The organism is Enterobacter sp. KB-221C9, assembly GCF_041320715.1.
Classification (GTDB): Bacteria; Pseudomonadota; Gammaproteobacteria; order Enterobacterales; family Enterobacteriaceae; genus Enterobacter; species Enterobacter asburiae_D.
In genome coordinates, this window is record NZ_JBGIWG010000010.1 from 52371 (window position 1) to 78939 (window position 26569).

The following is a 26569-nucleotide window of genomic DNA, read 5'->3' on the forward strand; positions in this document are numbered from 1 at the left end:
ATCGAACGCTTTCTAAACGAGCCCGCAAAATAATCTTGTGAAATATAGGGTTATGACTATTCGTGTAAAGAAACGCAAAAGGCCGCGAGGATTGCTCCCCGCGGCGTTGTTCTACGCAATTAACAGCTGATGGTTCGCCAGCAGCGTCGCCAGATCCGTCTGCACGCCGTTCAGCGTTACCAGAGTGGTTGGCGAGAACTGACCGCCCGTACCGTCCAGATCAACCTGGATCTCGGTATTGCTGCCGTTCTGCACCACGCGGATGTAATCGCTGATATTGCCCGCGCTGCTGTCCAGCGTGGCCACGCCGTTCACGTAGCTCGCCGAGCCCGTGCCGGTATAGCCGCTGTCGGAGAGCAGATCGCGCAGGTCAATACGATCCGTGTCCGCGGTCCCTTCCCAGGTGCCGACCGTAAAGCCGTTCACCACGTCGTGACCGTTACCGCCCGTTGCGTCAGACGCGTTGATCAGCTTGTAGAGCAACGTATCGTGACCGCCGCTGCCGATGTTGAAGGTGTCGTTCCCGCCGCGGCCTTCGAACTGGTTATCACCGCTGTTGCCGGTAATGACGTCGTCGAAGTCCGAGCCGTTGATCCCCTCAATGTTGAGCAGTCGTGACGTACCGAACCCGGTGTTCTGCGCGGTAGAGAGGCGCAGGTCAACGGTCACGCCGGAGGTCGCATTGCGGTAATCCACCACGTCCATCCCACCGGTGTTGCTCCAGGTGTCGTAGTCGGAATGGGTATTCCAGCCGCCGGAACCGTTGTAGGTATAGGTGCCATCCTCAGCGATAAAGGTGTCGTTATACCCGGTCCCGGTGATCGTCCCGCTGTGGCCGCCGGTGGCTGCTTCGGCGGTGAGGACATAGCCCTCTTTGCCGTTGCCCGCTTCCAGACCGCTCCAGGTGACGTTATCCGACACGCCGTTGGTGATTTTCAGGATCTCGGCCGAATAGGTTTCATTCGGATCCAGTCCGTAGAAGCTCACCAGCGCAGAGGTATCGTTCGAACCGATACCGGACTGGGCGTTGATGATCTGCGAGGCCACCAGCACGCCCGCGGCGTTGTACAGATTGACCGTGTTGCCGTAGTAGGCGTTGATGCCCTCGCTGTCGACAATGTGCAGGTGCATCGCGGTGCCGTCAGCAATGGTTTTGCTGTTTTGCACCAGCACCACCTTGCCGTTCTGCTGAGAGACCAGCAGATCCTGCGCGCCGTCCCAGTTGTAGTCCACTGCCGCCACGCCGGTGACGTTCGCCAGGCCCGAAGCCAGCTGGCTTGAGGTCCAGGTGGAGCCGTAACCGTTGTTGGTGAACAGGGTCGCCGTCTGCGAACCGCCGTAGGTGCTGAGCTTGATGATGTCCATCTGCCCGTCGCCGTTCCAGTCCACCGCCACTGACAGATAGCCCGCCGTGGCGTTAGAGGCTTCCACCGCGCTCTTGGTGGCAGAGAGCTTCCCGGTACCGTCGTTGTAGTAAATCACCCCGCCGTTGTTGTTGTAGCTGCTGCCCAGGTACAGATCCATGTAGCCATCGCCGTTGAAGTCCGCCCACGTCATGGACGCCGCCGTGGTGGTATTCGAGGCGTTTGCCACAAACACGTTGGTCAGGTTCTGACCGATAGAGAGCGTGCCGTTACCGTTGTTGTTGATCACGGTTAACGAGTACGCCCCGCTGCGGTTGGTGTGCTGGACAATATCTACCGTGCCGTCGTTGTTCAGGTCGACGCCGGAGATTTCGCGTCCGGAATCGAACTGACCGTAGAAACCGCCTTCGCCACCGGTGCCGTCCGGCGACAGAACGCCGTTGTTGTTCACCAGGTAGGTCAGTGAGTCCATGCCGGCATCGCCGTACGCCAGATCCAGATAGCCATCGCCGGTTTTATCGTACGCAATCACGCCGCCGTACCAGATGGTGGTCCCCATCGCCAGCTGGCTGGCGTTATAGGTGCTGCCATCATAGGTCCACATCACCTGCGTAGAGCCCGAGTAGGTGGTTTCCGTCGCGAAGATATCCTGCGTGCCGTTACGGTCAAAGTCGGCGGCGGTCTGGCTCACCACGTAGTAGCTGCGGGTGTTGGTCAGCGTATTTCCGGCATAGGTCGAGCTATCGCTGCTGGAGTAAGACTGGCCGTTAGCAATGATATTCCACAGACCGCTGCTGTTCATGCCGAGGGTCATGGTGGAGTTGTTGCTGTTCCCCGCCGTAGTCGCCCAGTCGGTATTCACCGAGGTGGTGTCAATCACCAGGCTGCCGGTCGCCGTACCGGTGGTATTGCCGTTACCCGCGCTGCTCTTCACCTGCGCCGTCACGCTGTAGCTCGACACGCTCAGCGCATCGCCGTCCGGGATCTGCAGATACCAGGTGTTGTGATCCGGATCGACCACCACCGCACCGCCCGTCTGGGAGGTATAGGTTTTCCCGTTCACCGTTACCACCAGGTATTCACCGTTCACCAGATCGGCGGAGACGGTCCCGCTGACGATCGGCGTGGTGTCCGACGTGGTCTGCGCGGTAATCGCCGCCGTGGTGGTCGGGATGCTGGTATCAACGTTCAGCACAAAGCCGTCCGACTCCGTGTAGTTACCGGCCTTATCGGTGACGCGCACAATGTAGGTGTGATTGCCGTCGCTGAGGCCGTTGTCCTGGAAGGACCAGCTTGCGCTGCCGTTCATGGTCACCTGGCCGAGCAGGACCCCGTCACGATAGAGCTGCACAATTTCACCGTCGTCCGGGGCGCGGTTAAGCGTACCGTTGATCAGCGGCGAGTTATCGTCCGTTGCCACCGCACTGCCAAAGGTCCCCTGACGCTCGCCTTCGCCGTCGGTATAGCTCACTACCGTGCCCACCGTGGTTGGCGGCGTAGTGTCCACCGTCACCACCTGAGAAGCGGTGGAGCCGACGTTACCTGCCTGGTCGATAATCCGCACCTGGTAGGTGTAATCCCCGTCAGGCAGATCGCGGGTATCGGTGTAGCTCCAGCGCTGGTTGGTGACCGTGGTATCGAGCCAGGTATTTCCGCCGTCCAGGCTTATCTGTACGCGCTCGTCGCTTGCCAGCGCGCTGCCCAGCGAACCGTTGATGGTCAGCGTGGTGTCCATGGTGATGAAATCACTGCCGGACTGGCCGGTATCTTCGCTGATGCTGTCGATGGTGACGCCGTACTGCGGCGCGTGGGTATCCACCGTCACCGCCTGCGAGGTCGTGGCCCCGACGTTCCCCGCCTGGTCAACGACCCGCACCTGGTAGTTATGGCTGCCGTCGGTCAGGGTACGGGTGTCGCTGTAGCTCCACTGCGTACCGCTGACGGTGGCGTATACCCAGGTGCTGCCGCCGTCCATGCTCACCTGCACGAATTCACCCGCGCCGAGTTCTGCGCCGAGCGTGCCGTGCAGCGTGTACGAGGTCGAACTGGTCAGGAAGTCGTTATTATCAAAGCCGGTATCCACGGTGATGTTATCCACGGTCACCGTAATCGCCGCGTCCGGGGCGACCGTATCGACTGTCACCTGCTGATGGGCGCTGGCGCCCACGTTACCGGCGGCATCCACCACGCGAACGTAGTAGTCATAGGTCTGGTTACCCAGCGTGCGGCCGTCCACGTAGTACCAGCTGTTGCCGGTGACAATCACGTTCTGCCAGGTGACGCCGCCGTCGATGCTGATCTGGGCATACTCGCCGTCGGCCAGCGTCGCGCCGAGGGAGCCGTGCAGCGTCAGGGACGTATCGTTGGTGATAAAGTCGCTGCTGCTCAGGCCGGTATCGTCGCTGATGCTGTCGATGGCGATGGTTTTGCTCGCGTCCGGTGCAACCGTATCAATGGTCACCACCTGGCTGGCGGTGGCGCTGATATTGCCCGCGTCGTCAATCACGCGCAGCTGGTAGTTGTAATCGCCGTCGGCCAGCGTGCGGCCATCAACGTACGTCCAGCTCAGGCCGCTGATGCTGACGTCGATCCAGGTGACGCCGCCGTCGAGGCTGATCTGCGCGTGGTCGCCGCTGCCCAGCGCCGCGCCGAGCGTCCCTTTCAGGCTGATCTGGTTATCGCTGGTGATAAAGTCGCTGCCGGACAGGCCGGTATCCTGGGTGATGGAATCGACCGTAATCGTCGTTGCCACAGGCATGGTCAGGTCAATCACCACGTCCTGGCTGTCCGTCGCCCCCACGTTGCCCGCGTTATCGATCACGCGCACCTGGTACTGATACGTACCGTCCGTCAGGGTGCGGCCATCGGTGTAGCGCCATGTGGTGCCGGTCACGGTCAGGTCAATCCAGGTGGTACCGCCGTCAAGGCTGATCTGCGCCTTCTCGTTATTGCCGAGCTGCGCAGTCAGCGAGCCGTTGACCACAACCTGAGCGTCGTTGGTGATGAAATCACTCGCGCTCAGGCCGGTGTCATTTTGCAGCGAATCAATGCTAATCCCCATCGACGGCGCGGTGAGATCCACGGTGACGCTGTGGTTATCGCTGCCGCTGTTGCCGATGGTGTTGCTGACCTGCGCGTTAATCACGTACGAACCGCCGTCCGCCAGCGCGGCCACGTCTGCGCTGCCCACCGTGTAGCTCCAGGTGCCGTCATTCTGAACGGTCGCCGTGTAGGTTTTACCGTTCAGCGTAATGGTCACCGTCTGGCCCGCCGGGGCGTCGGTGGTGCCGCTGACAGTCAGCGGCGTGCCGTGCTCGGCGGCGTTGACGATATCGTCCTGCGCAAAGGTGTTAATGGTGATGGTTGGAACATCGCCGTTCAGCGTCACGTCGTGCGTTGCGCTGCCCGGGTTGCCCGCCCTGTCGTTCACCGAAGCGGTGATGGTGTAATCCCCGTCGCTCAGGCCAAGGAAATCCCGGCCCGGCACGAAGACCGACCACGATCCATCCGCCCCGACGGTCGCCTGATAGCTGTGCCCGTTGAAGGAGACGGTCACCGTCTGGCCCTGTTCCGCCGTAGTGGTGCCGCTGATGGTCTGGCCCGCCAGCTGCTCCGCGTTGTTGACGATATCGTCATCGGCCACGGTGCTGATGGTCACGGCTGGCGCAACGGTATCGACCGTTAAGGTGTGCGTGGTCTGGCCGTTATTACCCGCTTTGTCGTTCACCGAGGCGGTCACCGTCAGCGCACCCTGGCTCAGCGCAGCCAGATCGGCTGCCGGAACATCCAGCGTCCACGTCCCGTCGTTCGCGACGGTGGCGGTGTAGGATTTGCCGCCCAGCGTCACGGTCACGGTCTGACCCGCTTCCGCGCTGGAAGATCCGTGCACGGTCAGCGGCTGCTGGGCTTCAAGCGCGTTCAGCATGTCGTCAACCGACAGCGTTGCAATGCTCACCACCGGCGCGGTGGTATCCACGCTGATGCCGTGCGTTGCCGACGCGCTGTTGCCCGCGCTGTCCTGCGCCGACACGGACACCTGATAGCTCGCGCCGTCGGCCAGGGCGCCCACGTCTGTGGCCGGTACGGTGGTCGTCCAGCTGCCGTCGCTCTGGATGGTGGCCGTATAGGTCTTGCCGTTCAGCGTTACGGTAACCTGAGTCCCGCTGGCGAACTGGGCGCTGGAGCCGTTAATCACCAGGGACGAACCGGCTTCCGCCGCGTTGATGACGTCGTCACCGCTAATGGTGTTAACCGTCAGCGCCACGGAGGCGGTGTTCACCACCACATCGTGGGTCTGGGTGCTGCTGTTGCCCGCGCTGTCGGTAATCGTCGCGCTGAGGGTCACGGTGCCGTCGTTCAGCGCGGAAATCACGCTGGCCGGAACGCCCACGCTCCAGTTACCGCTGGCGTCAACGGTGGTGGTGTACTGGTTCGAACCGATGGTGATGACCAGCTTATCGCCGACGCTCGCGCCGGTTGCCGTGCCGCTGACAATCTGCGCCTGCCCGTGCTCCACGCTGTTAATGACGTTATCGCCCGCCACGACGTTAAAGCTGACGGTCGGCGGCGTGGTATCAAGCGTAATCGCTTTGCCCGCGCTGCCCGGGTTACCCGCGGCGTCGCTCACGCTGACCTGCACGGTGTAGCCGTTATCCGCCAGAGTGGACAGGTCGGTGCCCGGCACGTTCACGCTCCAGATGCCGCCCTGCTGCACCTGCGCGGTATAGCTCTTACCGCCCAGCGTCACGGTGACCGTCTGACCGACTTCCGCCGTGGTGGTGCCGGAAATGGCCACGCCCGCAGCCGCTTCGCTGCCGTTAATCACGTTATCGCCAGCGACCGTATCAATGCTCACGGTTGGCGCGGTCGCATCCACGCTGTACTCGCGGCCCGCAGAGGCGCTGTTGCCGTGCGCGTTGGTGACGCTCACCTGCACGCTGGCATCGCCGTCCTTCAGGCCCGCGAGATCGGCGGAAGGCACGGTGGCCGTCCAGTTACCGTCAGCGTCCACCTTCGCGGCGTAAGTCTTGCCGCCGAAGGTGATGGTAACGGTCTGGTTTTCCTCCACGTTCGAGGTGCTGCCGGACAGCACCAGATCCGCGCCTTTCTCCGCCGCGTTAATCACGTCGTCGGTGGCAATCGCATCAATGCTGACGGCAACGGCAGACAGATCGACGGTGACATCGTGGCTGATGGTCACCGGGTTGCCCGCCGCGCTCTGGCCTGCAACGGTCACGGTGACCGTGCCCGCAGCCAGGGCCCCGACGTCTGCCGCCGGGATCGCCGCGCTCCAGGTGCCGTCTGCCAGCACTGAGGCCGCATAGGTTTTGCCATTGACGGTCACGGTGAGCGTGGTGCCAGCCGCCAGCCCGTCGCTGGAGCCGGTGACGATCAGGTTTTGAGTATGTTCGATGCTGTTGATCACATCGTCGCCCGCCACGGTATCAATACGCAGACCCGGCAGGCTGGCGTCTATAACGATTTCGCGCTCGCCCGCGCCGGTGTTGCCGTGGCCGTTGGTGACGGTCGCCGACACGGTCAAATCGCCGTTGCCCAGCGCGGTCAGGACGGATTCCGGCACGCTCACGGACCAGGTCAGATCGTTCTGCACCGTTGCGGTGTAGCTGTTGCCGCCAATGGTGACGGTGACGGTATTGCCCGCTTCCGCGTTCGCCACTTTGCCGCTGATGGTCTGGCCTGCGGCCACTTCCGCCGCGTTGATGACGTTGTCGCCCGCCACGGTGTTGATGGTGACGGTCGGCAGCGCGGTATCCACCAGCAGGTTCGCGATGTTATTCACCGTGTTGCCCACGCCGTTGGTCGCGGCGGCGCTCAGGGTGTAGTTAGCTTCGCCCAGGCCCGCCAGATCCGCTGACGGAACCGTCAGGCTCCAGGTGCCGTCCGCCGCCGTCGTGGCCGTGTAGTTTTTACCGTTGAGGGTCACGGTAACCACGGTGCCTTCCGATAGGTTGGCGCTGGTGCCGCTGACGCTCAGATCCTGACCTTTCTCCACCGCGTTCAGCACGTTATCGCCGCTGATGGCGTTGAACGCCACGGACGGCAGGCCGGTATCGACGGTCACGTCATGCGTGCCGGTGCCGGTATTGCCCGCCGCGTCGGTCACTGACGCAGTGACGGTTACGGTACCGTCGCTGAGGCCGGAAATCACGTTCGCCGGGACGCCCACGCTCCAGTTACCCGCCGCGTCCAGCACGGTGGTCCAGGTCTGGCCGCCGATGGTCACGGTCACCTTATCGCCCGCGGCCGCGCCGGTGGCGGTGCCGCTGATGATGTGCGCCTGGCTGTGTTCTGCGAGGTTAATGACATCATCGCCTGCAATGGTGTTGATGGTCACCGCAGGAACAGTCACGTCCACCGTCAGGTTGCGATCGGCCGACGCCGGGTTGCCCGCCTTGTCGCTGACGCTCGCCGTCACGGTCACGCTACCGTCGCCGAGCGCCGCCAGATCCGCCGCCGGAACGTTCAGCGTCCAGCTGCCGTCCGCGCCTGCGGTTGTGGTGTAGTCTTTGCCGTTCAGCGTCACGGTCACGGTCTGGCCCGCTTCGGCGGTGGTGGTGCCGGACACGGTCAGATCGGACTGAACTTCTGCGGCATTCAGAATATCGTCGGATGCCAGGGTGTTGATGGTCACGGACGGCGCGGTCGCATCCACGCTGTACTCGCGGCCCGCAGAGGCGCTGTTGCCGTTCACGTTGGTGACGCTCACCTGCACGCTGGCGTCACCGTCCTTGAGGTGTACCAGGTCCGCAGACGGTACGGTGTAGGTCCAGTTACCGCTGTCGTCCACTGTCGCGCTATAGATCTTGCCGTTCAGGCTGATGGTCACGGTCTGCCCGGCTTCCACGTTGGTGGTCGCACCGGACAGCACCAGATCCGCGCCCTTCTCCGCCGCGTTAATCACGTCGTCTGTGGCGATGGAATTGATGCTGATGGCAACGGTCGCCAGATCCACCGTCACGTCGTGGCTGATGGTAATCGGGTTGCCCGCAGAGCTGTCGCCGGTCACGCTGATTTTGACGGTGCCTTCCGGCCATGCGCTCACGTCGGTGGACGGGATCGCCGCGCTCCAGGTGCCGTCCGCCAGCACCGTCGCCGCATAGTCTTTACCGTTGACGGTGACGGTCAGCGCCGTGCCCGGTGCCAGCCCGTCGCTGGAGCCGGTGACGATCAGGTTTTGAGTATGTTCGATGCTGTTGATCACATCGTCGCCCGCCACGGTATCCACGCGCAGTCCCGGCAGGTTAGCGTCGATAGCGATTTCGCGCTCGCCGGTGCCGGTATTGCCGTGGCCGTTGGTGACGGTCGCCGTCACGCTGAGGCTGCCGTTGCCCAGCGCGGTCAGCACGTCAGACGGTACGTTGACGGACCAGGTCAGATCGTTCTGCACCGTTGCGGTGTAGCTGTTGCCGCCAATGGTGACGGTGACGGTATTGCCCGCTTCGGCATTCGCCACGGTACCGCTCAGGGTCTGGCCTGCCGCCACTTCCGCCGCGTTGATGACGTTGTCGCCCGCCACGGTGTTGATGGTGACGGTCGGCAGCGCGGTGTCCACCAGCAGGTTCGCGGTGTTGCTCACGCTGTTGCCCACGCCGTTGGTGGCGGTCGCGTTCAGGGTGTAATTGGCCTGGCCGAGACCGGCCAGATCCGCTGCCGGAACCGTCAGGCTCCAGGTGCCGTCTGCCGCCGTCGTGGCCGTGTAGTTTTTGCCGTTGAGGGTCACGGTCACCACGGTGCCTTCCGCGAGGTTAGCGCTGGTGCCGCTGACGCTCAGATCCTGACCTTTCTCCACCGCGTTCAGGACGTTGTCATCGCTGATGGCGTTGAAGGCCACCGATGGCAGACCGGTATCGACGGTCACGTTATGCGTGCCGGTGCCGGTGTTGCCCGCCGCGTCGGTGACTGACGCAGTGACGATCACGGTGCCGTCGCTGAGGCCGGAAATCACGTTCGCCGGGACGCCCACGCTCCAGTTCCCCGCCGCGTCCAGCACGGTGGTGTAAGTCTGGCCGCCAATCGTGACGGTGACCTTATCGCCCGCTGCCGCGCCGGTGGCGGTGCCGCTGATGATTTGCGCCTGGCCGAGTTCTGCGATGTTAATGACGTCGTCGCCCGCCACGGTATTGATGGTTACCGCAGGCGCGGTGATATCTACCGCCAGGTTGTGATCCACGGACGCCGGGTTACCCGCTTTATCGCTGACCGATGCGGTGACGGTCACGCTGCCGTCGGTTAATCCAGCCAGATCCGCCGCCGGGACGTTCAGCGTCCAGCTGCCGTCCGCGCTGACGGTTGTGGTGTAGTCTTTGCCGTTCAGCGATACGGTGACCGTCTGGCCCGCTTCGGCGGTGCTGGTGCCGGATACGGTCAGATCGGCCTGAACTTCGGCGGCATTCAGAATGTCGTCGTTCGCCAGGGTGTTGATGGTCACGGACGGCGCGGTTGCATCCACGCTGTACTCGCGGCCCGCCGAGGCGCTGTTGCCGTTCACGTTGGTGACGCTCACCTGCACGCTGGCGTCGCCGTCTTTCAGACCCGCCAGATCGGCCGCTGGCACCGTGGAGGTCCATTTACCGTCGGCGTCCACCGTCGCGGTATAGCTCTTGCCGCCGAAAGTGATGGTGACGGTCTGGTTTTCCTCAACGTTCGAGGTAGTGCCGGAGAGCACCAGATCCGCGCCCTTCTCGGCCGCGTTAATCACGTCATCGGTGGCGATGGCGTCAATGCTGATGGCAACGCTCGCCAGATCCACCGTCACATCGTGGCTGATGGAGACCGGGTTACCGGCGCTGCTCTGGCCCGCAACGGTCACGGAAACCGTGCCTGCGGCCAGCGCACCCACGTCCGCAGCCGGGATCGCCGCGCTCCAGGTGCCGTCCGCCAGCACGGTCGCCGGATAGGTTTTGCCGTTGACGGTCACGGTCAGCGCCGCGCCCGCCGCCAGCCCGTCGCTGGTGCCGGTGATAATCAGGTTTTGAGTATGTTCGATGCTGTTGATCACGTCGTCACCCGCCACGGTATCCACGCGCAGGCCCGGCAGGTTAGCGTCTATCACGATTTCGCGCTCGCCCGTTCCGCTATTGCCCACGCCGTTCGTGACGCTGGCCGACACGGTCAAATCGCCGTTGCCCAGCGCGGTCAGCACGGATTCCGGCACGTTAACGGACCAGGTGAGATCGCCCTGCACCGTTGCGGTGTAGCTGTTACCGCCAATGGTCACGGTCACGGTGTTGCCCGCTTCGGCATTCACCACCTTACCGCTGATGGTCTGGCCGGCTGCCAGCTCCGCCGCGTTAATGACGTCGTCACCTGCAATGGTGTTGATAATCACGCCCGGCAGAACGGATTCCACGTTCACGGTGTGCGACGCGCTGGTATTGTTGCCGACGCTGTCCGTTGCCGATGCGGTAACGGTATACAACGCTTCGCCCAACTGGCTCACCCGATCCGCCGGAACGGTAGTCGTCCATTTCCCGTTGCTATCGACCGTCGCGCTGTACGCTTTGCCGTTCAGCATCACGGTGACCACCGCGCCTGTCGCCAGGCCGGAAGCCGTACCGGAGATCGTCAGATCCTGGGTTTTCTCGGCGTTGTTGATCACGTCGTCACCGGATACGGTGTCAATGGTCAGCACCGGCGCGGTCAGGTTCACCTCCACGCCGTGCGTGGCGCTGTTGCTGTTGCCCGCTTTATCGGTCAGCGCTGCGGTAATGGTGTAATCCCCGGCGGCCAGCGCGGTGACGTCCGCCGCAGGCACGCCCACGCTCCAGTTGCCTGAGGCATCCAGGGTGGCGGTGTACGATTTTCCGTTGAGGGTGACGGTAACCACGTCGCCCGCCGCCGCGCCGGTCACGGAGCCCGTGACAATCAATGCCTGCGCATGCTCGGCGCTGTTGATCACGTCGTCGTCGGAAACGGTGTGGATGGTCAGCTGCGGGACGGTGGTATCGACCAGCACGTCGCGATCCGCAGAGGCCGGGTTGCCCGCCTTATCAGACACGGCGGCGCTGATGGTGTAGTTGCCGTCGGTAATACCGCTCAGATCAGCGGACGGCACGGTCACGCTCCAGCTGCCGTTTGCCTGCACGGTGGTGGTGTAGTCCACGCCGTTCAGCGTCACGGTGACGGTCTGGCCCGCTTCGGCGTTGGTCACGCCGTTAACGACCAGATCCTGCTGCGCTTCGGCCGCATTGATGATGTTGTTGTCGCTGACAATTTCAATAGACACCGTCGGCGCGGTGGCGTCCACGCTGTACTCGCGGCCTGCCGACGCGCTGTTGCCGTTCACGTTGGTGACGCTCACCTGCACGCTGGCATCGCCGTCCTTCAGGCTGCCCAAATCAGCGGACGGTACGGTCGCCGTCCAGTTGCCGCTGGCATCCACCGTCGCGGTGTACGACTTGCCGCCGAAGGTGATGGTAACGGTCTGGTTTTCTTCCACGTTGGTCGTCGAGCCGGACAGCACCAGATCCGCGCCTTTCTCCGCCGCGTTGATCACGTCGTCCGACGCAATCGGGTCAATGCTGATGGCAACTGCCGCCAGATCCACCTTCACGTCATGGCTGATGGAAACCGGATTGCCCGCCGCGCTCTGGCCTTCCACGGTCACGGTGACCGTGCCCGCGTTCAGCGCGCTGACGTCTGCTGCCGGAATGGCCGCCGTCCAGGTTCCGTCCGCCAGAACGGTTGCGGCGTAGGTTTTACCGTTGACGGTCACCGTCAACGCCGCGCCCGTTGCCAGGCCTTCGCTGGAGCCGGTAATAATCAGGTTCTGAGCGTGCTCAATGCTGTTGATCACATCGTCGCCCGCCACGGTATCGACGCGCAGGCCCGGCAGGTTGGCATCAATGGTGATGTCGCGCTCGCCGGAGCCGGTGTTGCCGTGGCCGTTGGTGACGCTGGCTGATACCGTCAGATCGCCGTTACCGATGGCGGTTAAGACCGTGGACGGCACGTTGACCGACCAGCTCAGATCGTCCTGAACCGTCGCGGTATAGGTATTGCCGCCGATCGAAATGGTGACAGTGTCACCGCTCACCGCGCCGCTCACTTTGCCGCTCAGGGTCTGCCCGGCGGCCACTTCCGCTGCGTTGATCACATCGTCCGTTGCGACAGGGTTGATGGTGACGGTCGGCAGCGCGCTGTCGACCAGCACGCTGTGGCCGGTGCTCGCACTATTGCCTGCGGCGTCGGTTACGCTCGCCGTCACGACGTAGCTTGCTTCGCCCAACGCAGAGACGTTTGCCGCCGGAACGGTGATGCTCCAGCTGCCGCTGGCGTCGGTGGTGGCCGTATAGCCGATCCCGTTCAGGGTCACCGTAATGGTGGTTCCTTCCGGCTGGTTGCTGGTGCCGGACACCAACAGATCCTGGCCTTTCTCGGTCGCGTTGATCACGTCGTCAACCGCCAGGGTATTGATGGCAACCACCGGCGCGGTCAGGGATACGTCAAACTCGTGCGTCGTGGTGGTGCTGTTACCGGCTTTATCGGTGAGGGTCGCAGAGATCGTCTGCTCGCCGTTAACCAGCGCGCCCACGTCCGTCGCCGGAACGCCCACGCTCCAGCTGCCGGACGCGTCCAGCATGGCGGTGTAGTCTTTCCCGTTCAGGGTCACAGTAATCACGTCGCCCGCCTGCGCGCCCGTGACCTTACCGGAGACGATCAGCGCCTGGCCGTGCTCGGCAATATTGATGACGTCGTCGCCCGCAACGATGTTGAACGAAATCTGCGGTACGGTGGTGTCGACCAGCACCGAGGAGCCCGCGCTGGCCGGGTTGCCTGCCTTATCGGACACGGTCGCCGTGACCGCCGCGCTGCCGTCGGTGATGCCTGCCATATCCGCCGCCGGAACGTCGAGCGTCCAGCTGCCGTCCGCCTGCACCTGCGCGGTGTACTGATTGCCGTTGAAGGTCACGGTGACCGTCTGGCCTGCTTCCGCAGTAGAGGTTCCGCTCAGGGTGAGGTCCTGCGCCGCCTCCGCCGCGTTCAGCATATTGTCATGGCTGATGGTGTTGATGGTCACCGTCGGCGCGGTGGTATCGACGCTGAATTCCTGCGCCGAAGACGCCGCGTTGCCGTTCACGTTGCTGACGTTTACCTGCACGCTGGCGTCGCCGTCTTTCAGGCCGTTCAGATCGGCTGCCGGAACGGTCCAGGTCCAGTCACCGTTGGCATCCACCGTCGTGGTGTAGGTTTTACCCGCGAAGGTGATGGTCACGGTCTGACCCGCTTCAACGTTGGAGGTGGTGCCGGAAAGCACCAGATCCTGGCCTTTTTCCGCCGCGTTGAGCACGTTATCGTCGGTCACGCTGCTGATGGTGATGGCGACAGGCGCGAGATCGACGTCCACGACGGTGCCGATGGTCACCGGGTTGCCGGAGGCATCCTGCGCGCTGGCGCTGATGGTGAGCGAACCGTCCGCCCACTGGGACACATCGGCCGCCGGTACCGCCGCATGCCAGGTGCCGTCCGCCAGTACCGTTGCCGAATAGGCTTTGCCGTTGATGGTCACGGTTACGGTGCTGCCCGCCGCCAGATCGGTGCTGGTGCCGGACACAATCAGGTTCTGAGCGTGTTCGATGACGTTGATGACGTCGTCACCTGCGACGGTATCAATGCGCAGTCCCGGAAGCTGGGCGTCGATGCTGAAGTCGAGAGAAGAAGAGCCGGTATTGCCGTGCGCGTTAGTCACGCTCGCGGATACGGTGAGGTCGCCGTTGCCGAGCGCGGTAAGCTGGCTTTCGCTTAACGGCAGGCTCCAGGTGAGATCGTCCTGCACGGTAGCCGTGTATGTCTGGCCGCCAAGAATAATGGTGACAGTGTCACCTGGCGCCGCGTTCGTCACTTTACCGGTCAGGGTTTGCCCTGCCGCCACTTCCGCTGCGTTAACGATATTGTCGCCCGCCAGCGTGCCGATCGTCACCACCGGCAGCGAGCTGTCCACCAGCACATCGTGTGAGCTTGAGGCGCTGTTGCCTACGCTATCTGTAACGCTCGCCGTCACGGTGTAATGGGCTTCTCCCAGCGCGCTTACGGCCGAGGCCGGTACGGTCACGCTCCAGTTACCGCTCGCATCAGCGGTGGCCGTGTAGTGAATGCCGTTCAGGGTCACCGTAATGGTCGTGCCTTCCGGCTGGTTGCTGGTGCCGGAGAGCAGCAGATCTTCGCCCTTTTCGGTCGCGTTAATCACGTCGTCCGCCGCCAGCGTGTTGATACCGATAACAGGCGTCACGGTATTCACCACCACATCCAGTGAACTGCTTCCGGTATTGCCGGATCGGTCGGTCACAGAGACGTCGATGGTCCAGGTACCGTCCGCCAGCCCCTGCACGACGGACGCCGGCAGGCCAAGGCTCCAGTTCCCCGCCGCATCCACCACGGTGGTGTAATCGACGCTGTTAATGGTGACGGTCACCCGATCGCCCGCTGCCGCACCAGTGACGGAGCCGCTCAGGATCTGCGCCTGTGAATGGGCGAGCTGGTTAACGGTGTTGGTGTCGGTGACAAAGTCGTTAATGGTCACCTGCGGTACGGTCGCATCCACCAAGCCCACGCGATCGGCGCTGCTGGCGTTGCCCGCCACGTCGCTCACGGTTGCCGTCACGGTCACGATGCCATCCGTCAGGGCTCCCACGTCTGCCGCCGGGACGCTCAGCTGCCAGGTCCCGTCCGTCTGAACCGTGGTTTGATACGTTTTGCCGTTCAGCGTCACGGTGACCGTCTGGCCGGGTTCCGCCGTGCTGCTGCCGCTTAACAGTAAATCCTGATGCGCTTCAGCCGCATTAATGATGTTGTCGTCGGTCAGGTTATCGAGCGTAATCGCCGGCGGCTGCGTATCCACTGTGACCACGCGCGACGCGTCGGCACTGTTGCCGCTGACGTTAGTGACGCTGACGCTCACCTGCGCGCGCCCGTCGATCAGGGTTTCCATGGCGCCGGCGGGTACGGTCAGGCTCCAGGAGCCATCCTGCTGCACCTGCGCGGTAAAGGTCTGGTCAGCGAATTTCACCACCACGGTCTGCCCCGCTTCCACGCCCTGCGTCTGGCCGGAAAGGGTTAAATCACCGCCTTTTTCTGCCGCATTCAGCAGGTCGTCGCCGGAGACGGTATCAATGGTGACCGCCACGGCGTTCAGATCGAGTTCAATCGGGTGTTCAGCCGCAACGGTATTGCCCCAGGCATCTTCAGCGCTGACGCTAACCGTCATGCCGCCCGCCGTCCAGGCCTGCAGGTCCGCCGCCGGAACGCCGATCTGCCAGTTACCGCTGGCGTTAACCGCAGTGACGTACTCAACGTTGTTGATGGTGACGATAATCTGCGTGCCCGCGGCCAGATGGCTGCTGGAGCCGGTGACGCTCAAATCCTGCTGCTGTTCGATCGCGTTGATTACGTCATCGCCGGAGATGGTATTCACGCGCAGACCCGGCAGTTCCGCGTTGATATTGATATCACGCTCGCCGGTGCCGGTATTGCCATGCGCGTTGGTAACGGAGGCGCTGAAGGTTAAATCGCCGTCGCCGAACGCCTGAAGATCCGCTGACGGGATGTTCACGCTCCAGGTCAGGTCGCTGCCAACCGTTGCGGTGTAGCTCTTGCCGCCGACCGTGACAGAGACGGTATCGCCCGCCGCCGCGCCGGTAACGCGACCGCTGAGGTTTTGATCGACGCCCGCTTCGGCGTTATTGACCAGGTTGTCGCCCGCAAACGTATTGATAATGACCTGCGGAAGGACGGTATCCACCAGCACATTCGCCCCGGCAGAACCGCTATTCCCCGCGCTGTCGGTACCGCTGACGCTGACGGTATAAAGCGTGTTCGCCAGATTCAGGACGTCGGAAACCGGCACCTGGACCGCCCAGATACCGTTTTCGACGGTGGCCTGATAGTTGACGTTGTTCAGCGTCACGGTGACGGTGGTGCCGTCCGGCAGGTTGCTGGTGCCGCTCAGGCTCAGGGGCTGCATGGCCTCCTGGGCATTCAGGACGTTATCCTGGCTGATGGCGTCAATCGTGAATTCCGGCGGGTGTCCGCTCAGCGTCACGCCGTGCGTCGCGCTGCCGGTATTGCCTGCCGCATCGGTAACGGAGACAGAAATCGTGTGGCTGCCTTCACCCAGCGCGCCCAGCACGGACGCCGGAACGCCCACGCTCCAGCTGCCGTCCGCCAGCACCACGCCGGTGAAGGTCTGGCCGCCAAGGGTCACGGTGACCACGTCGCCCGCGGCGGCACCGCTCGCCTGCCCGGAAATGATCTGCGCCTGGCCCTGCTCGCTGGTGTTCAGAATATCGTCACCCGCGACGGTGTTGATCGTCACAACGGGTGCTGCGGTATCGACGGTAAAATCGGCGGTGGTGGTAGAACCGTTACCCGCTTTGTCGCTGACGTTGACCGTCAGGGTGTGCCCGCCGTTAGCCATCGCCTGTACTTCACTGGCGGGAAGCGTGACGGACCAGGTGCCGTCGCTGCCCACGGTCGCGGTGTAGTTTTTGCCGTTCAGCGTGACCGTGACAATCTGGCCCGCTTCCGCATCGGTTTTACCCGTCAGCGTTAACGGCTGATTGTGTTCAGCGGCGTTAATGATGTTGTCCTGCGCGATTGCGTCGACGGACAGCGCGGGTGCTGCGGTATCGACGCCGATCGTCTGGCTTCCGCTGACGGTGTTACCCGCCGCGTCTTTACCGCTAACGTTAACCGTCCAGGTACCGTCGCCCAGCGCCTGCGCGTCTGCGGCAGGCACCTTCACGCTCCACGCGCCGTTTGCCCCCACCTCTGCGGAATAGGTCTTACCGTTCAGCGTGACGGTGAGCGCCGTTCCCTGCGCCAGGTTTTTACTGGCGCCGGAGAGCGTGAAGCCCGCAGACTGTTCGCTGGCGTTGATCACGTTATCGCCCGCCGTGGTGGCGAGCGTTAAGGTGGCATCAGCCGTCGACACGGTGACGGTAATGCTCCCCGCAGAGGTCGTTTTGCTGCCGTCGATCTGCACGACGGACCAGGTATGTTCCCCGTCGGTCTGGGTCGGGAGTTTTACCGTCCAGGTGCCGTCCTTCGCGACCATGGCGCTGGCAATGGTGCTGCCGCTGCTGTCTTTAATCTGAATGGTTGCACCTGGCTGCCCCGTACCGCTAAAGGTTGGGGTGTTATCATCCGTGACCTCTTTTGCACTCAGCACGCCCTGCTTGTCACCCGCTTTATCCGACAGCAAGAAGGTCGGCGTCGCGCTTTCGACTTCTTTCGTATTATCAATGACTTTTGTTTTAGTATCGCCGTCACCGCCGTTTGCCAGCAGTGCCCCGATGGCACCGCCGCCTAACGCAGCCCCCGCAATCCAGCCCCACGGCGCGTCGCTTAAAACACTCTCCTGCTCAAGGAAAGGTTGAATGCTGCTAATCGGTGTGGCCTGCGCGGTTAACTCGGTCACCGCAGCGCCTGACGCTTCCCCGGCATCGGCAAAAGAAATATGTGTCAGTTCCTGACGGTCGTTGAACACCAGCTCTGACTGATTATGCGTTTCTGGATCTTCGACAAAATAGTTATTGCAGCGAATAACGCTGCCATCTTTCATATAAATGAGGAGATCTTTCCCCTGGCGGACATAACGCGCCACATCCTGAGCAGAACCCTGGATTTCAATCACGCTCGGCGATGAAATAGAGACCGACAGATTTCCTTCGCCGGTTAATTTCGTTTTCTCCGCCGTTTTTCGAATGATGACATCAACAACTTTTACGTTACTCATTTCTTCTCCTTGCAGGTGTACGGATTCCTGTGGATATGACCACCAGATGGATGTAGCTATCCCTGGGAAAAAACACCCATTATTTTCAGACTTATTTTTGCGCAACAATGCGCGTGTTTTTTAACTCAAGTCAGGTAATTTTGCGGCAGCGTTTTTCTCTATTCCTATAAGCGGCATTAAATTATCAACCGCGGAAGCATAATTAATTGCCGAACTCCAGCCATCATACTCAGCGATTATTTTCGCTGATGTGGCCTGCCAGACATCCTGTTCAACGCTGAGCAGATCGTTAATGCTCCGCTTGCTTAGGGTGTATTCATTTTTATAAACGTCGCGGGCGCGCAGCGCATTTTCCAGCTGTTGCTTCCCGGCCTCCATTCTTCCCCGTGCGCCGGTCCAGTCAGCCTGCGCGACGGAGGCTTTTTGCAGAACATCGAAACGCGCCTGATCGACCTGAGAGGAGGCCATGGCCCGCGCGCCTTCCGCCTGCCGAACGCGAGCGGAAACCGCGCCCCCCTGATACAGCGGAGCATCAATATTGAGCTGTATCTGGTCGTCCCAGTATGAACGGTTGTCCGATTCATAACGGGTGCGCCCCCCTTTCAGGCTTAACGTCGGCCAGTGCTGGGACTTCGCCGTTTCCACGCCATACTGAGCCGAACGTTCCATGTTCTGCGCGGCCATCACCGCCGGTATTAGCGAATAATCAATACGGTTGAGCGAATCTGGCTCCACCGCGAGGTTCGCCGGCACTGGCGAAAAGGCTTCTGCCTGCATCCCGGTTAATACCGCAAGCCTTGCGCGCGCGCTGTTTAAGGCGGCGTTATACTGCGCGACCGTCGCCTGCATGCCGGCAATGCGCGTGCGGGTCTGGAGCTCATCGGAGGTGGAACTCACGCCCGCGTCTGCCCGCAGCTTTGCCAGCTGCTCGACGTTTTTGAGCGCCTGCACGTTATCTATTGCCGCCTGCAGGAGATCGGAATAGCGTTTGACCTCTACGTAGCTCAGCGCCGTTTTTTCCGCCACATCTGAAAGCGTGCCCATCAGCTGATAGCGGTAGCTATCGCGCTGGGCGGAAGACTGGCTGATGCTGTTATTGGTCTTGCCAAAATCGTACAGCAGCTGCGTCAGGCTCAGCCCCCAGGCGGCTGAATTCTTCAGCGACCCGCTGGAATCGGTGGTCTGGCTGTGCCCTGTACTCCCGTTCAACGATATTTGCGGCATCCAGCCGCTGCGCGCTTCATCTATTTGAGCCTGGCCAATACCTAATTGCGCTGCCTGCTGACTAATTGACGGATCGCGATCGATAGCAAAAAGAATACTTTCTTTTAAGGTTGTGGTTGCCACCGGGGCAATTCCCACCTGATTACTATTGGCGTACGCCGTATTTATGGCTAATGAAATGAATGCCAGTGCTGCTGTAAATCGGCGTAACATAGGCTTTCGTAATATCGTCATGTTATCTCCCTGACTCTGAGTGATACTCAAGCAAATACCCAAAAAGAGGTACAGATAATTAGACAAATATCTTATTTCGCTACCGTGCTGAATTTTAGGTAATACTCCCCATACCCATTTCCGTTGGAGATGAGATCTGCTTGCGTCTTATTTTCAATTAAGAATTTACTTATTTCTTAAACTGGTTAGCAGCATAACAAAATGTGGTATAGCCCACTACAGCCACAATGTTAATGTGGTGTTACAAGCAAGAAAAAATATGGGGTTTCTGGACAAAACTCTTAAAGTATCCTTTCAAATGAAACATATAAACCCCCTGTTATCTAAGGAAAATTCTTAATTCTTTCTATGTACATTTTTGCGTTAATTTCTGAGCGGGTCAGACACAAAGATTTTCAAAGAAGTGTCAGTTTTAGTAATCCAGGGGGTTTATTTAAAATTAAAAACCATTAAAAAACTAATTGAAGCAATTAAAAGCTGCATAATTGAAATTAAACAGCATTTAACCCCACACAATGGCGATGTACTGGTTACATAACCCAAATCGTTAAATAAAACATAACAATAACATTGTGATTAACATTCAAAACGGCTTCCTTATACCTGCTTAATAAAATATCAATAATCACCCATCTGAATCATCACGCCGCTGCACATCATCAGGACGACATTTCCCTTCTCACTGCGTCAAAATGCTGTATTATGCAAACTATTGCGACATTTTGCAGGAATGTACTCCCATGCACAAAACCGCTCGTCAACGCTACGTCCTGGATATCCTCAGCGAGCAAGGCCAGGCCAGCATCACCGACCTGGCCGAAAAGCTGCAGGTTTCGGCGGATACCATCCGTCGGGATCTGACCGACCTGGAAAACCAGGGCCTTGCGCAGAAGAACCACGGCGGAGCCATCGCGCTTAACCTCTCCGCCATGAACCGTCAGGGCCGCAATACGCTGCTGCCGGAGACCAAACAGCGCCTGGGTAAACTGGTTGCACAGCAGGTTCCACCGGGCTCCACCCTGTTTCTGGATGCCGGAAGCACGGTGATGGCCGTCGCCACCTTTCTTCAGGGGCCGCTTACCGTCATTACCCCCTCGCTGGATATCGCCCAGCATTTTAGCGACCGGGAAGACATTGAGCTGATCCTGCTCGGCGGGAAATGGGACCACAAGCAGCGACTGTTTGCCGGCAGCGCCACGCTGTCTTTGCTGTCCCGTTATCGGGCAGATATCGCCATTCTTGGGGCGTGCGCCATTCATGCCGAACTCGGTTTGAGCGCCGGTAAAGAAGCGGATGCCGAGGTGAAACGCGCGATGCTCGACGCAAGCCATGCGCACTGGATTGTCGCCGATCACCTGAAAATTAACCGCTGCGAGCCGTATCTGGTTTCCGGGTTATCCAGCATTCAACAACTCTTTTTAGATCGTCCCTGGCCTGAGCTTGGGGACCATAGCGCACTGCAAGTTACGGTGTGCACCAATTAACGTGGAGAAGGTCATGAGTAACGTTCAAACAATCAACATTGCGCTGATCGGGTATGGATTTGTCGGTAAAACCTTCCATGCCCCGCTGATCCAGTCTGTGGACGGGATTAAGCTGGCAGTGGTCTCTTCTCGTGATGAAGAGAAGGTGAAACGCGATCTGCCGGACGTACAGGTGGTGGCAACACCAGAAGAGGCTATTCAGCATCCAGATATCGATCTGGTGGTAATTGCCTCCCCCAATGCCACGCACGCCCCGCTGGCGACGCTGGCCCTGAACGCGGGTAAACACGTGGTCGTGGATAAGCCTTTTACCCTCGACATGCAGGAAGCCCGAGACCTGATTGCGCTGGCGGATGAAAAGCAGCTGCTGCTCTCCGTCTTCCACAACCGCCGCTGGGACAGTGATTTCCTCGGCATTAAGCAGATTATTGAGCAAGGCACGCTCGGCAAGGTTAAACAGCTGGAATCGCATATCGACCGCTTCCGCCCGGAAGTGCGCGTGCGCTGGCGCGAGCAGAACGTCCCAGGGAGCGGTCTGTGGTTTGACCTGGGTCCTCACCTGATTGACCAGACGCTGCAGCTCTTTGGCCTGCCGCAGTCGGTTCAGGGAAATATCGCAACGCTGCGCGACGGTGCAGAAATTAACGACTGGGCGCACGTGGTCTTAAACTACCCGGAGCATAAGGTCATTCTGCACGCCAGCATGCTGGTTGCTGGCGGTACGGCGCGCTTTACCGTCCACGGGGACAAGGGCAGCGTGGTGAAAGCCAGAATCGATCAGCAGGAAGCGCAGCTGCTCTCAGGGGTGATTCCCGGCAGTGAAACCTGGGGCGAAGACGGCGACAGCATGGTGTTCTTTGGGGCGGACGGTGCACCGCAGACGATCCCTACCCCGAAAGGCGATCAGCGCCAGTATTACCTCAACGTACGTGATGCGTTACTCGGGAAAATCACCAACCCTGTCCACCCTGTGGAGGCACTGGCGGTCATGGCCGTGCTGGAAGCGGCGGTGAAGTCGTCGGAGACGGGGTCAACGCAGCCGCTGGCGTTAACTGCTGAAGAGCGTGCTCTGCTGGGTTAAAAAACAAGCCGGGTGGCGCTGCGCTTACCCGGCCTACAATTCAGGGCCGTTTGTAGGCCCGTGCAAGCGAAGCGCCGCCGGGCAAGAGGACTACGAACGCTTTTTCGGCATCATGCGCAGGAGGGTATTATCTTTCCAGAAATAGTGATGCATCAGCGCCGCCACCGCGTGCAGGCCAATCACAAAATAGCCCAGGTTCGCCAGCGTCTCGTGCCATTCTTTCAGCACATCAACCAGGTCAAAATTTGACTCCGCCGCATGCGGCATCACCAGGCCAAAAGCCAACCAGTCGCTGCCACGGTTGTACATCATCACAATGCCAATCAGCGGCAGCGCAATAAACAGCAGATACACCACCAGGTGCCCCAGATGGGACAGCCCCGTCACCATCGCTTTTGGCTTCGGCTGAATCGGTGGCGCGCGGAATTTCAGGCGAACCAGCAGACGCGTCACCATCAGCACCAGGATACTGATACCGCATGAGACGTGGATCATATTGATCGCTGGACGCGCGGTGCGCGGGAAGAAACCTTTGAACTCCATGGCGCAGTAGGCGACGATGATTAACAGAAACACCAGCCAGTGGATGCCGATTTGCAGGCTTGTATATTTAGTTCGCATGTGATTTCCCGATTAAAAACAGTTATCGCGCCAACATAATCCCCTTTCCTTAAAAATTCATTAACTTTTCTGTATGGTTTTTCAAATACTTCCTCCCGCATGAAGCATCTTCAATTGCCGCCCTGCCCGTGATGGTCTAAGCCTGGATGAGTTCAAACTGTCGCATCGACACGTTTACAGGAGAACACCATGAGTAAAATTGGCATTAACGGCTTTGGACGCATTGGGCGCCTTGTTCTGCGTCGCCTTCTTGAAACCCAGGACAGTAATACCGTCGTCGCCATCAACGACCTCACCTCACCGAAAGTGCTGGCCTACCTCCTCAGGCATGATTCCAACTACGGTGGCTTCCCGTGGAGCGTGGATTTCACCGAGGATGCGCTGATTGTTGACGGTAAAACCATTGCGGTGTACGCCGAAAAAGAGGCGAAACACATTCCGTGGAAAGGCGCAGGTGTGGATATCGTCGTGGAGTGCACCGGTTTTTATACCTCTGAAGAGAAATCACGGGCGCACCTGGACGCCGGCGCCAAGAAAGTGCTGATCTCCGCGCCTGCGGGTGACATGAAAACCATCGTCTACAGCGTGAATGACGACACCATTGACGCCAGTGACACCATTATTTCCGTCGCATCCTGCACCACCAACTGCCTCGCCCCGCTGGCGAAGGCCCTGCACGATGCGTTTGAAATAAAAGTGGGCACCATGACCACCATTCACGCCTATACCGGTACGCAGGCGCTGGTGGATGGCCCGCGCGGGAAAGACCTTCGCGCCTCGCGGGCGGCGGCAGAGAATATCATTCCCCATACCACCGGTGCCGCAAAGGCCATCGGGCTGGTGATCCCTGCGCTCAGCGGCAAACTGAAGGGCCACGCGCAGCGCGTGCCGGTAAAAACGGGTTCGGTAACCGAGCTGGTGGCGATTCTGGGCAAAAAAGTGACCGTTGAGGAGATCAACGCCGCGCTGAAAAAGGCGACGCAGGGCAATAAATCGTTCGGGTATACCGACGAAGAGATTGTGTCATCCGATGTGATTGGCTCGCATTATGGTTCGGTGTTTGACGCCACGCAGACGGAGGTGTCAGAAGCGGGAGAGCTGCAGCTGGTGAAAGCCGTAGCATGGTATGACAACGAATATGGGTTTGTAACGCAGCTGGTGCGGACGCTGGATAAGTTTGCGGCGCTGTGATTTTTCCCCTCACCCTAACCCTCTCCCCAATGGGGCGAGGGAATGGTTCCGTGCTTAGATTATCTTTCGCGCCCCCTTCAGGACCGGATCCTGATGCAGCTGTTTCCACGCGGCAATCACCGCCTCAGGAAAATCAACGTGCGCGATAAAATCCCGCCCGGCTGGGCCATAGCCGTTAACGTCATCATACAAACGCGGCAGCTCCCCCAGAACCAGTGACAGGTAGCGGTCAACGGGCCACAGTCCGCTATTGCCTCCGCTAAACTCCACGCCCTCTTTGCCGTTATGCAGTATCGGCGTAATCCCTGGGTGGCTTATCCACTCCGGTGACGCGGGTTCATCCTGACAAACGCGGGCAAACGTCGCCATCGTACGGCGCTGCATCGTCGGATCCTGCACCACCAGCACCCGCCCGGTTGCGCGCTGATGCTGTTTCAGCATGTTCCAGCTAAAACGCGCGTTCTCACCGCAGTTGGTGGAGCGATCTTCAATCCACAGGCGCGTCTCGGGGATCTGCCAGAACTCCCGCGCAATGTCGGCAAGAATGCTCGCTTCCGCCCGCCCTTCGACCTGTAAAGTGTGATAACGCGGATGACTGCGGATAGCTGAATATAAAAACGCGGTCGAGTGACCAATACCGCCGCTAATCAGAAGCGGGATTTCTCGCTGCGCGGCAATTCGACAGGCCGCCTCAATGGTCGGGATCACCGCGTTCCCTGCCAGAATGACCGCATCGACGTCCGGGTGCACGCGGCTGCCACGCAGGTCGTCCTGCGCCAGCCATTCACCGAGAGTATTGATGGCCGCCAGCGTGGCTTCCGGCAGGATGGGAAAATGGGGCTGAACCATGGTGAACTCCTCGTTTGTGTCTCTTCAGGTTAGCGGCTTCTGACGGATAAAGCAGATGCGGGATCTGAAACCAGACGTTGTTTTATCGCCCAAATTGTCATTTTTCTGAAATAACCAGAAACATCCAAAAACAATCGGGTTGCACCTGCTTATTATGCTTTTGGTTTTCCATCATACAAAACATCCTGTTGCTCATGCTCGCTTAAAAAGCACCCAACGCTGCTTATTTCGTCGTGATCTGACCAGTTTCATTCCCCGTGAGCTTGCTAAATGTAACATTCAAACCTAAGTTGCTTAACAATTTCACAACCACTTCATCATCGCAGGTTGCACCTGAAGCGCGCCAGGTGACACCTATAACTTTATCAACGTGGCGGGGTTTCAGGTCATGACAGAACATGAAAGTACGACGACGGTATTACGAAAAAATAAGAAGGTGTTAATCGCCAGCCTTACCGGAAGCGCCATTGAATGGTTTGACTATTTTCTCTACGGCACGGCGGCCGCGCTGGTCTTTAATAAGATCTTTTTCCCGATGGTCGATCCGGTGATCGGACTCATTCTCTCGTATCTCTCTTTCTCATTAACCTTTTTCATTCGCCCCATTGGCGGGGTCCTTTTCGCCCATATTGGCGACCGCATCGGACGTAAAAAAACCCTCGTTCTCACCCTCTCACTCATGGGAGGTGCAACCGTCATGATTGGCCTGCTGCCCACGTATGAGATGATTGGCCTGTGGGCGCCCGCTCTGCTGATCCTGATGCGTATCATTCAGGGGATGGGCATCGGCGGTGAATGGGGCGGCGCGCTGTTGCTGGCCTATGAATACGCGCCCGAAAAACGTAAAGGCTTCTTCGGCAGTATTCCGCAGGCGGGCGTTACCATTGGCATGCTGATGGCAACCTTTATCGTTTCGCTGATGACGCTTTTCAGCGAGGAGGATTTCCTCTCCTGGGGCTGGCGCATTCCGTTCCTGCTGAGCTCGGTTCTGGTGTTGCTCGGCCTGTGGATCCGCAAAGATATTGACGAAACGCCCGATTTTAAGAGAGTCAAAGCGTCCGGTCAGGTGGCGAAGACTCCCCTGCGCGATACGCTGAAGCATCACTGGCGCGAAGTGTTGATTGCCGCCGGTTTAAAGGTTGTGGAAACCGCGCCGTTCTATATTTTCTCAACGTTCGTGGTGAGCTATGCCACCAATACCCTGAGCTATCAGAAATCGCAGGCGCTGGAAGCCGTGACGCTGGGAGCCCTGGTGGCGACCATTATGATCCCGCTCATGGGGCTGCTCTCGGATAAAATTGGCCGCCAGCGCATGTATGCCACCAGCGTCTTCATCCTGGGTTTGTTTATCGTGCCGTGGTTCATGCTGCTCAATACCGGGACAACCTGGGGCATTGTGCTCGCGACGGTCATCGCCTTTGGGGTGCTGTGGGCACCGGTGACGGCGGTACTCGGCACGCTGTGCTCTGAAATTTTTAGTGCAAACGTGCGCTACACCGGCATTACGCTCGGTTATCAGCTGGGTGCCGCGCTGGCAGGCGGTACCGCGCCGCTGATTGCCACCGGACTGCTGGCAAAATATGACGGCGACTGGGTTCCGGTGGCCTGGTATCTTGCCGTCACGGTGGTCATTTCCTTAATCGCGATTCTCTGCGCCAGCCGCGTTAAGCGCACCTCACTTATCGGGGCACAGCCCGAACATCACTGAACGTTATCGGCCCGACATCGGGCCGCTCTTTTTCCTTAAACTTCCCTTCTACATTTGATT

At 60.0% G+C, this 26569-nt stretch carries 8 protein-coding genes; 4 read left to right on the forward strand and 4 right to left on the reverse strand.

What is annotated here, in order from left to right; translation table 11 throughout:
• Window positions 1-111 precede the first annotated feature (111 nt).
• Together AB8846_RS15690 and AB8846_RS15695 are read right to left on the reverse strand one after the other, a co-directional pair.
• Window positions 112-18117 carry an Ig-like domain-containing protein gene (locus AB8846_RS15690; RefSeq protein WP_370733099.1) on the reverse strand — a complete coding sequence of 6002 codons (18006 nt, stop codon included), beginning with the start codon at window positions 18115-18117 and terminating at the stop codon, window positions 112-114.
• 120 nt (window positions 18118-18237) lie between these two features.
• Window positions 18238-19575, reverse strand: coding sequence for a TolC family outer membrane protein (locus AB8846_RS15695; protein ID WP_331412344.1), 1338 nt, complete (start codon window positions 19573-19575; stop codon window positions 18238-18240).
• 740 nt (window positions 19576-20315) lie between these two features.
• Between AB8846_RS15695 and AB8846_RS15700 the strand changes: the two genes are divergently transcribed.
• A complete protein-coding gene (locus AB8846_RS15700) occupies window positions 20316-21059 on the forward strand; it encodes a DeoR/GlpR family DNA-binding transcription regulator (protein ID WP_063142837.1) in 744 nt (247 codons plus the stop codon).
• A 13-nt stretch (window positions 21060-21072) separates the two neighbouring features.
• Entirely contained in the window at window positions 21073-22140 is a 1068-nt protein-coding gene (locus AB8846_RS15705; protein ID WP_370733100.1) for an oxidoreductase, read from the forward strand.
• A 90-nt stretch (window positions 22141-22230) separates the two neighbouring features.
• On the opposite strand, the gene cybB is transcribed toward AB8846_RS15705, so the two are convergent.
• Window positions 22231-22761 carry a cytochrome b561 gene (gene cybB, locus AB8846_RS15710; protein WP_063142839.1) on the reverse strand — a complete coding sequence of 177 codons (531 nt, stop codon included), beginning with the start codon at window positions 22759-22761 and terminating at the stop codon, window positions 22231-22233.
• 189 nt (window positions 22762-22950) lie between these two features.
• Between cybB and gap the strand changes: the two genes are divergently transcribed.
• The gene (gene gap / locus AB8846_RS15715; protein ID WP_063142840.1) at window positions 22951-23952 is read left to right on the forward strand and encodes a type I glyceraldehyde-3-phosphate dehydrogenase; all 1002 of its coding nucleotides are present in this window, start codon (window positions 22951-22953) and stop codon (window positions 23950-23952) included.
• A 54-nt stretch (window positions 23953-24006) separates the two neighbouring features.
• On the opposite strand, the gene AB8846_RS15720 is transcribed toward gap, so the two are convergent.
• On the reverse strand, window positions 24007-24801 hold the full coding sequence (locus tag AB8846_RS15720; RefSeq protein WP_370733101.1) for a YdcF family protein: 795 nt from the start codon (window positions 24799-24801) through the stop codon (window positions 24007-24009).
• Between the two features lie 388 nt (window positions 24802-25189).
• On the opposite strand from AB8846_RS15720, the gene AB8846_RS15725 reads away from it, so the two are divergent.
• The gene (locus AB8846_RS15725) at window positions 25190-26509 is read left to right on the forward strand and encodes an MFS transporter (protein ID WP_370733102.1); all 1320 of its coding nucleotides are present in this window, start codon (window positions 25190-25192) and stop codon (window positions 26507-26509) included.
• Window positions 26510-26569: the final 60 nt, after the last annotated feature.

Bases quoted from the DNA above. Each gene is read 5' to 3' on its own strand.
- AB8846_RS15690 (WP_370733099.1), bottom strand. From the start codon at position 18,117: ATGAGTAACGTAAAAGTTGTTGATGTCATCATTCGAAAAACGGCGGAG.
- AB8846_RS15695 (WP_331412344.1), bottom strand. From the start codon at position 19,575: ATGACGATATTACGAAAGCCTATGTTACGCCGATTTACAGCAGCACTG.
- AB8846_RS15700 (WP_063142837.1), top strand. From the start codon at position 20,316: ATGCACAAAACCGCTCGTCAACGCTACGTCCTGGATATCCTCAGCGAG.
- AB8846_RS15705 (WP_370733100.1), top strand. From the start codon at position 21,073: ATGAGTAACGTTCAAACAATCAACATTGCGCTGATCGGGTATGGATTT.
- cybB (WP_063142839.1), bottom strand. From the start codon at position 22,761: ATGCGAACTAAATATACAAGCCTGCAAATCGGCATCCACTGGCTGGTG.
- gap (WP_063142840.1), top strand. From the start codon at position 22,951: ATGAGTAAAATTGGCATTAACGGCTTTGGACGCATTGGGCGCCTTGTT.
- AB8846_RS15720 (WP_370733101.1), bottom strand. From the start codon at position 24,801: ATGGTTCAGCCCCATTTTCCCATCCTGCCGGAAGCCACGCTGGCGGCC.
- AB8846_RS15725 (WP_370733102.1), top strand. From the start codon at position 25,190: ATGACAGAACATGAAAGTACGACGACGGTATTACGAAAAAATAAGAAG.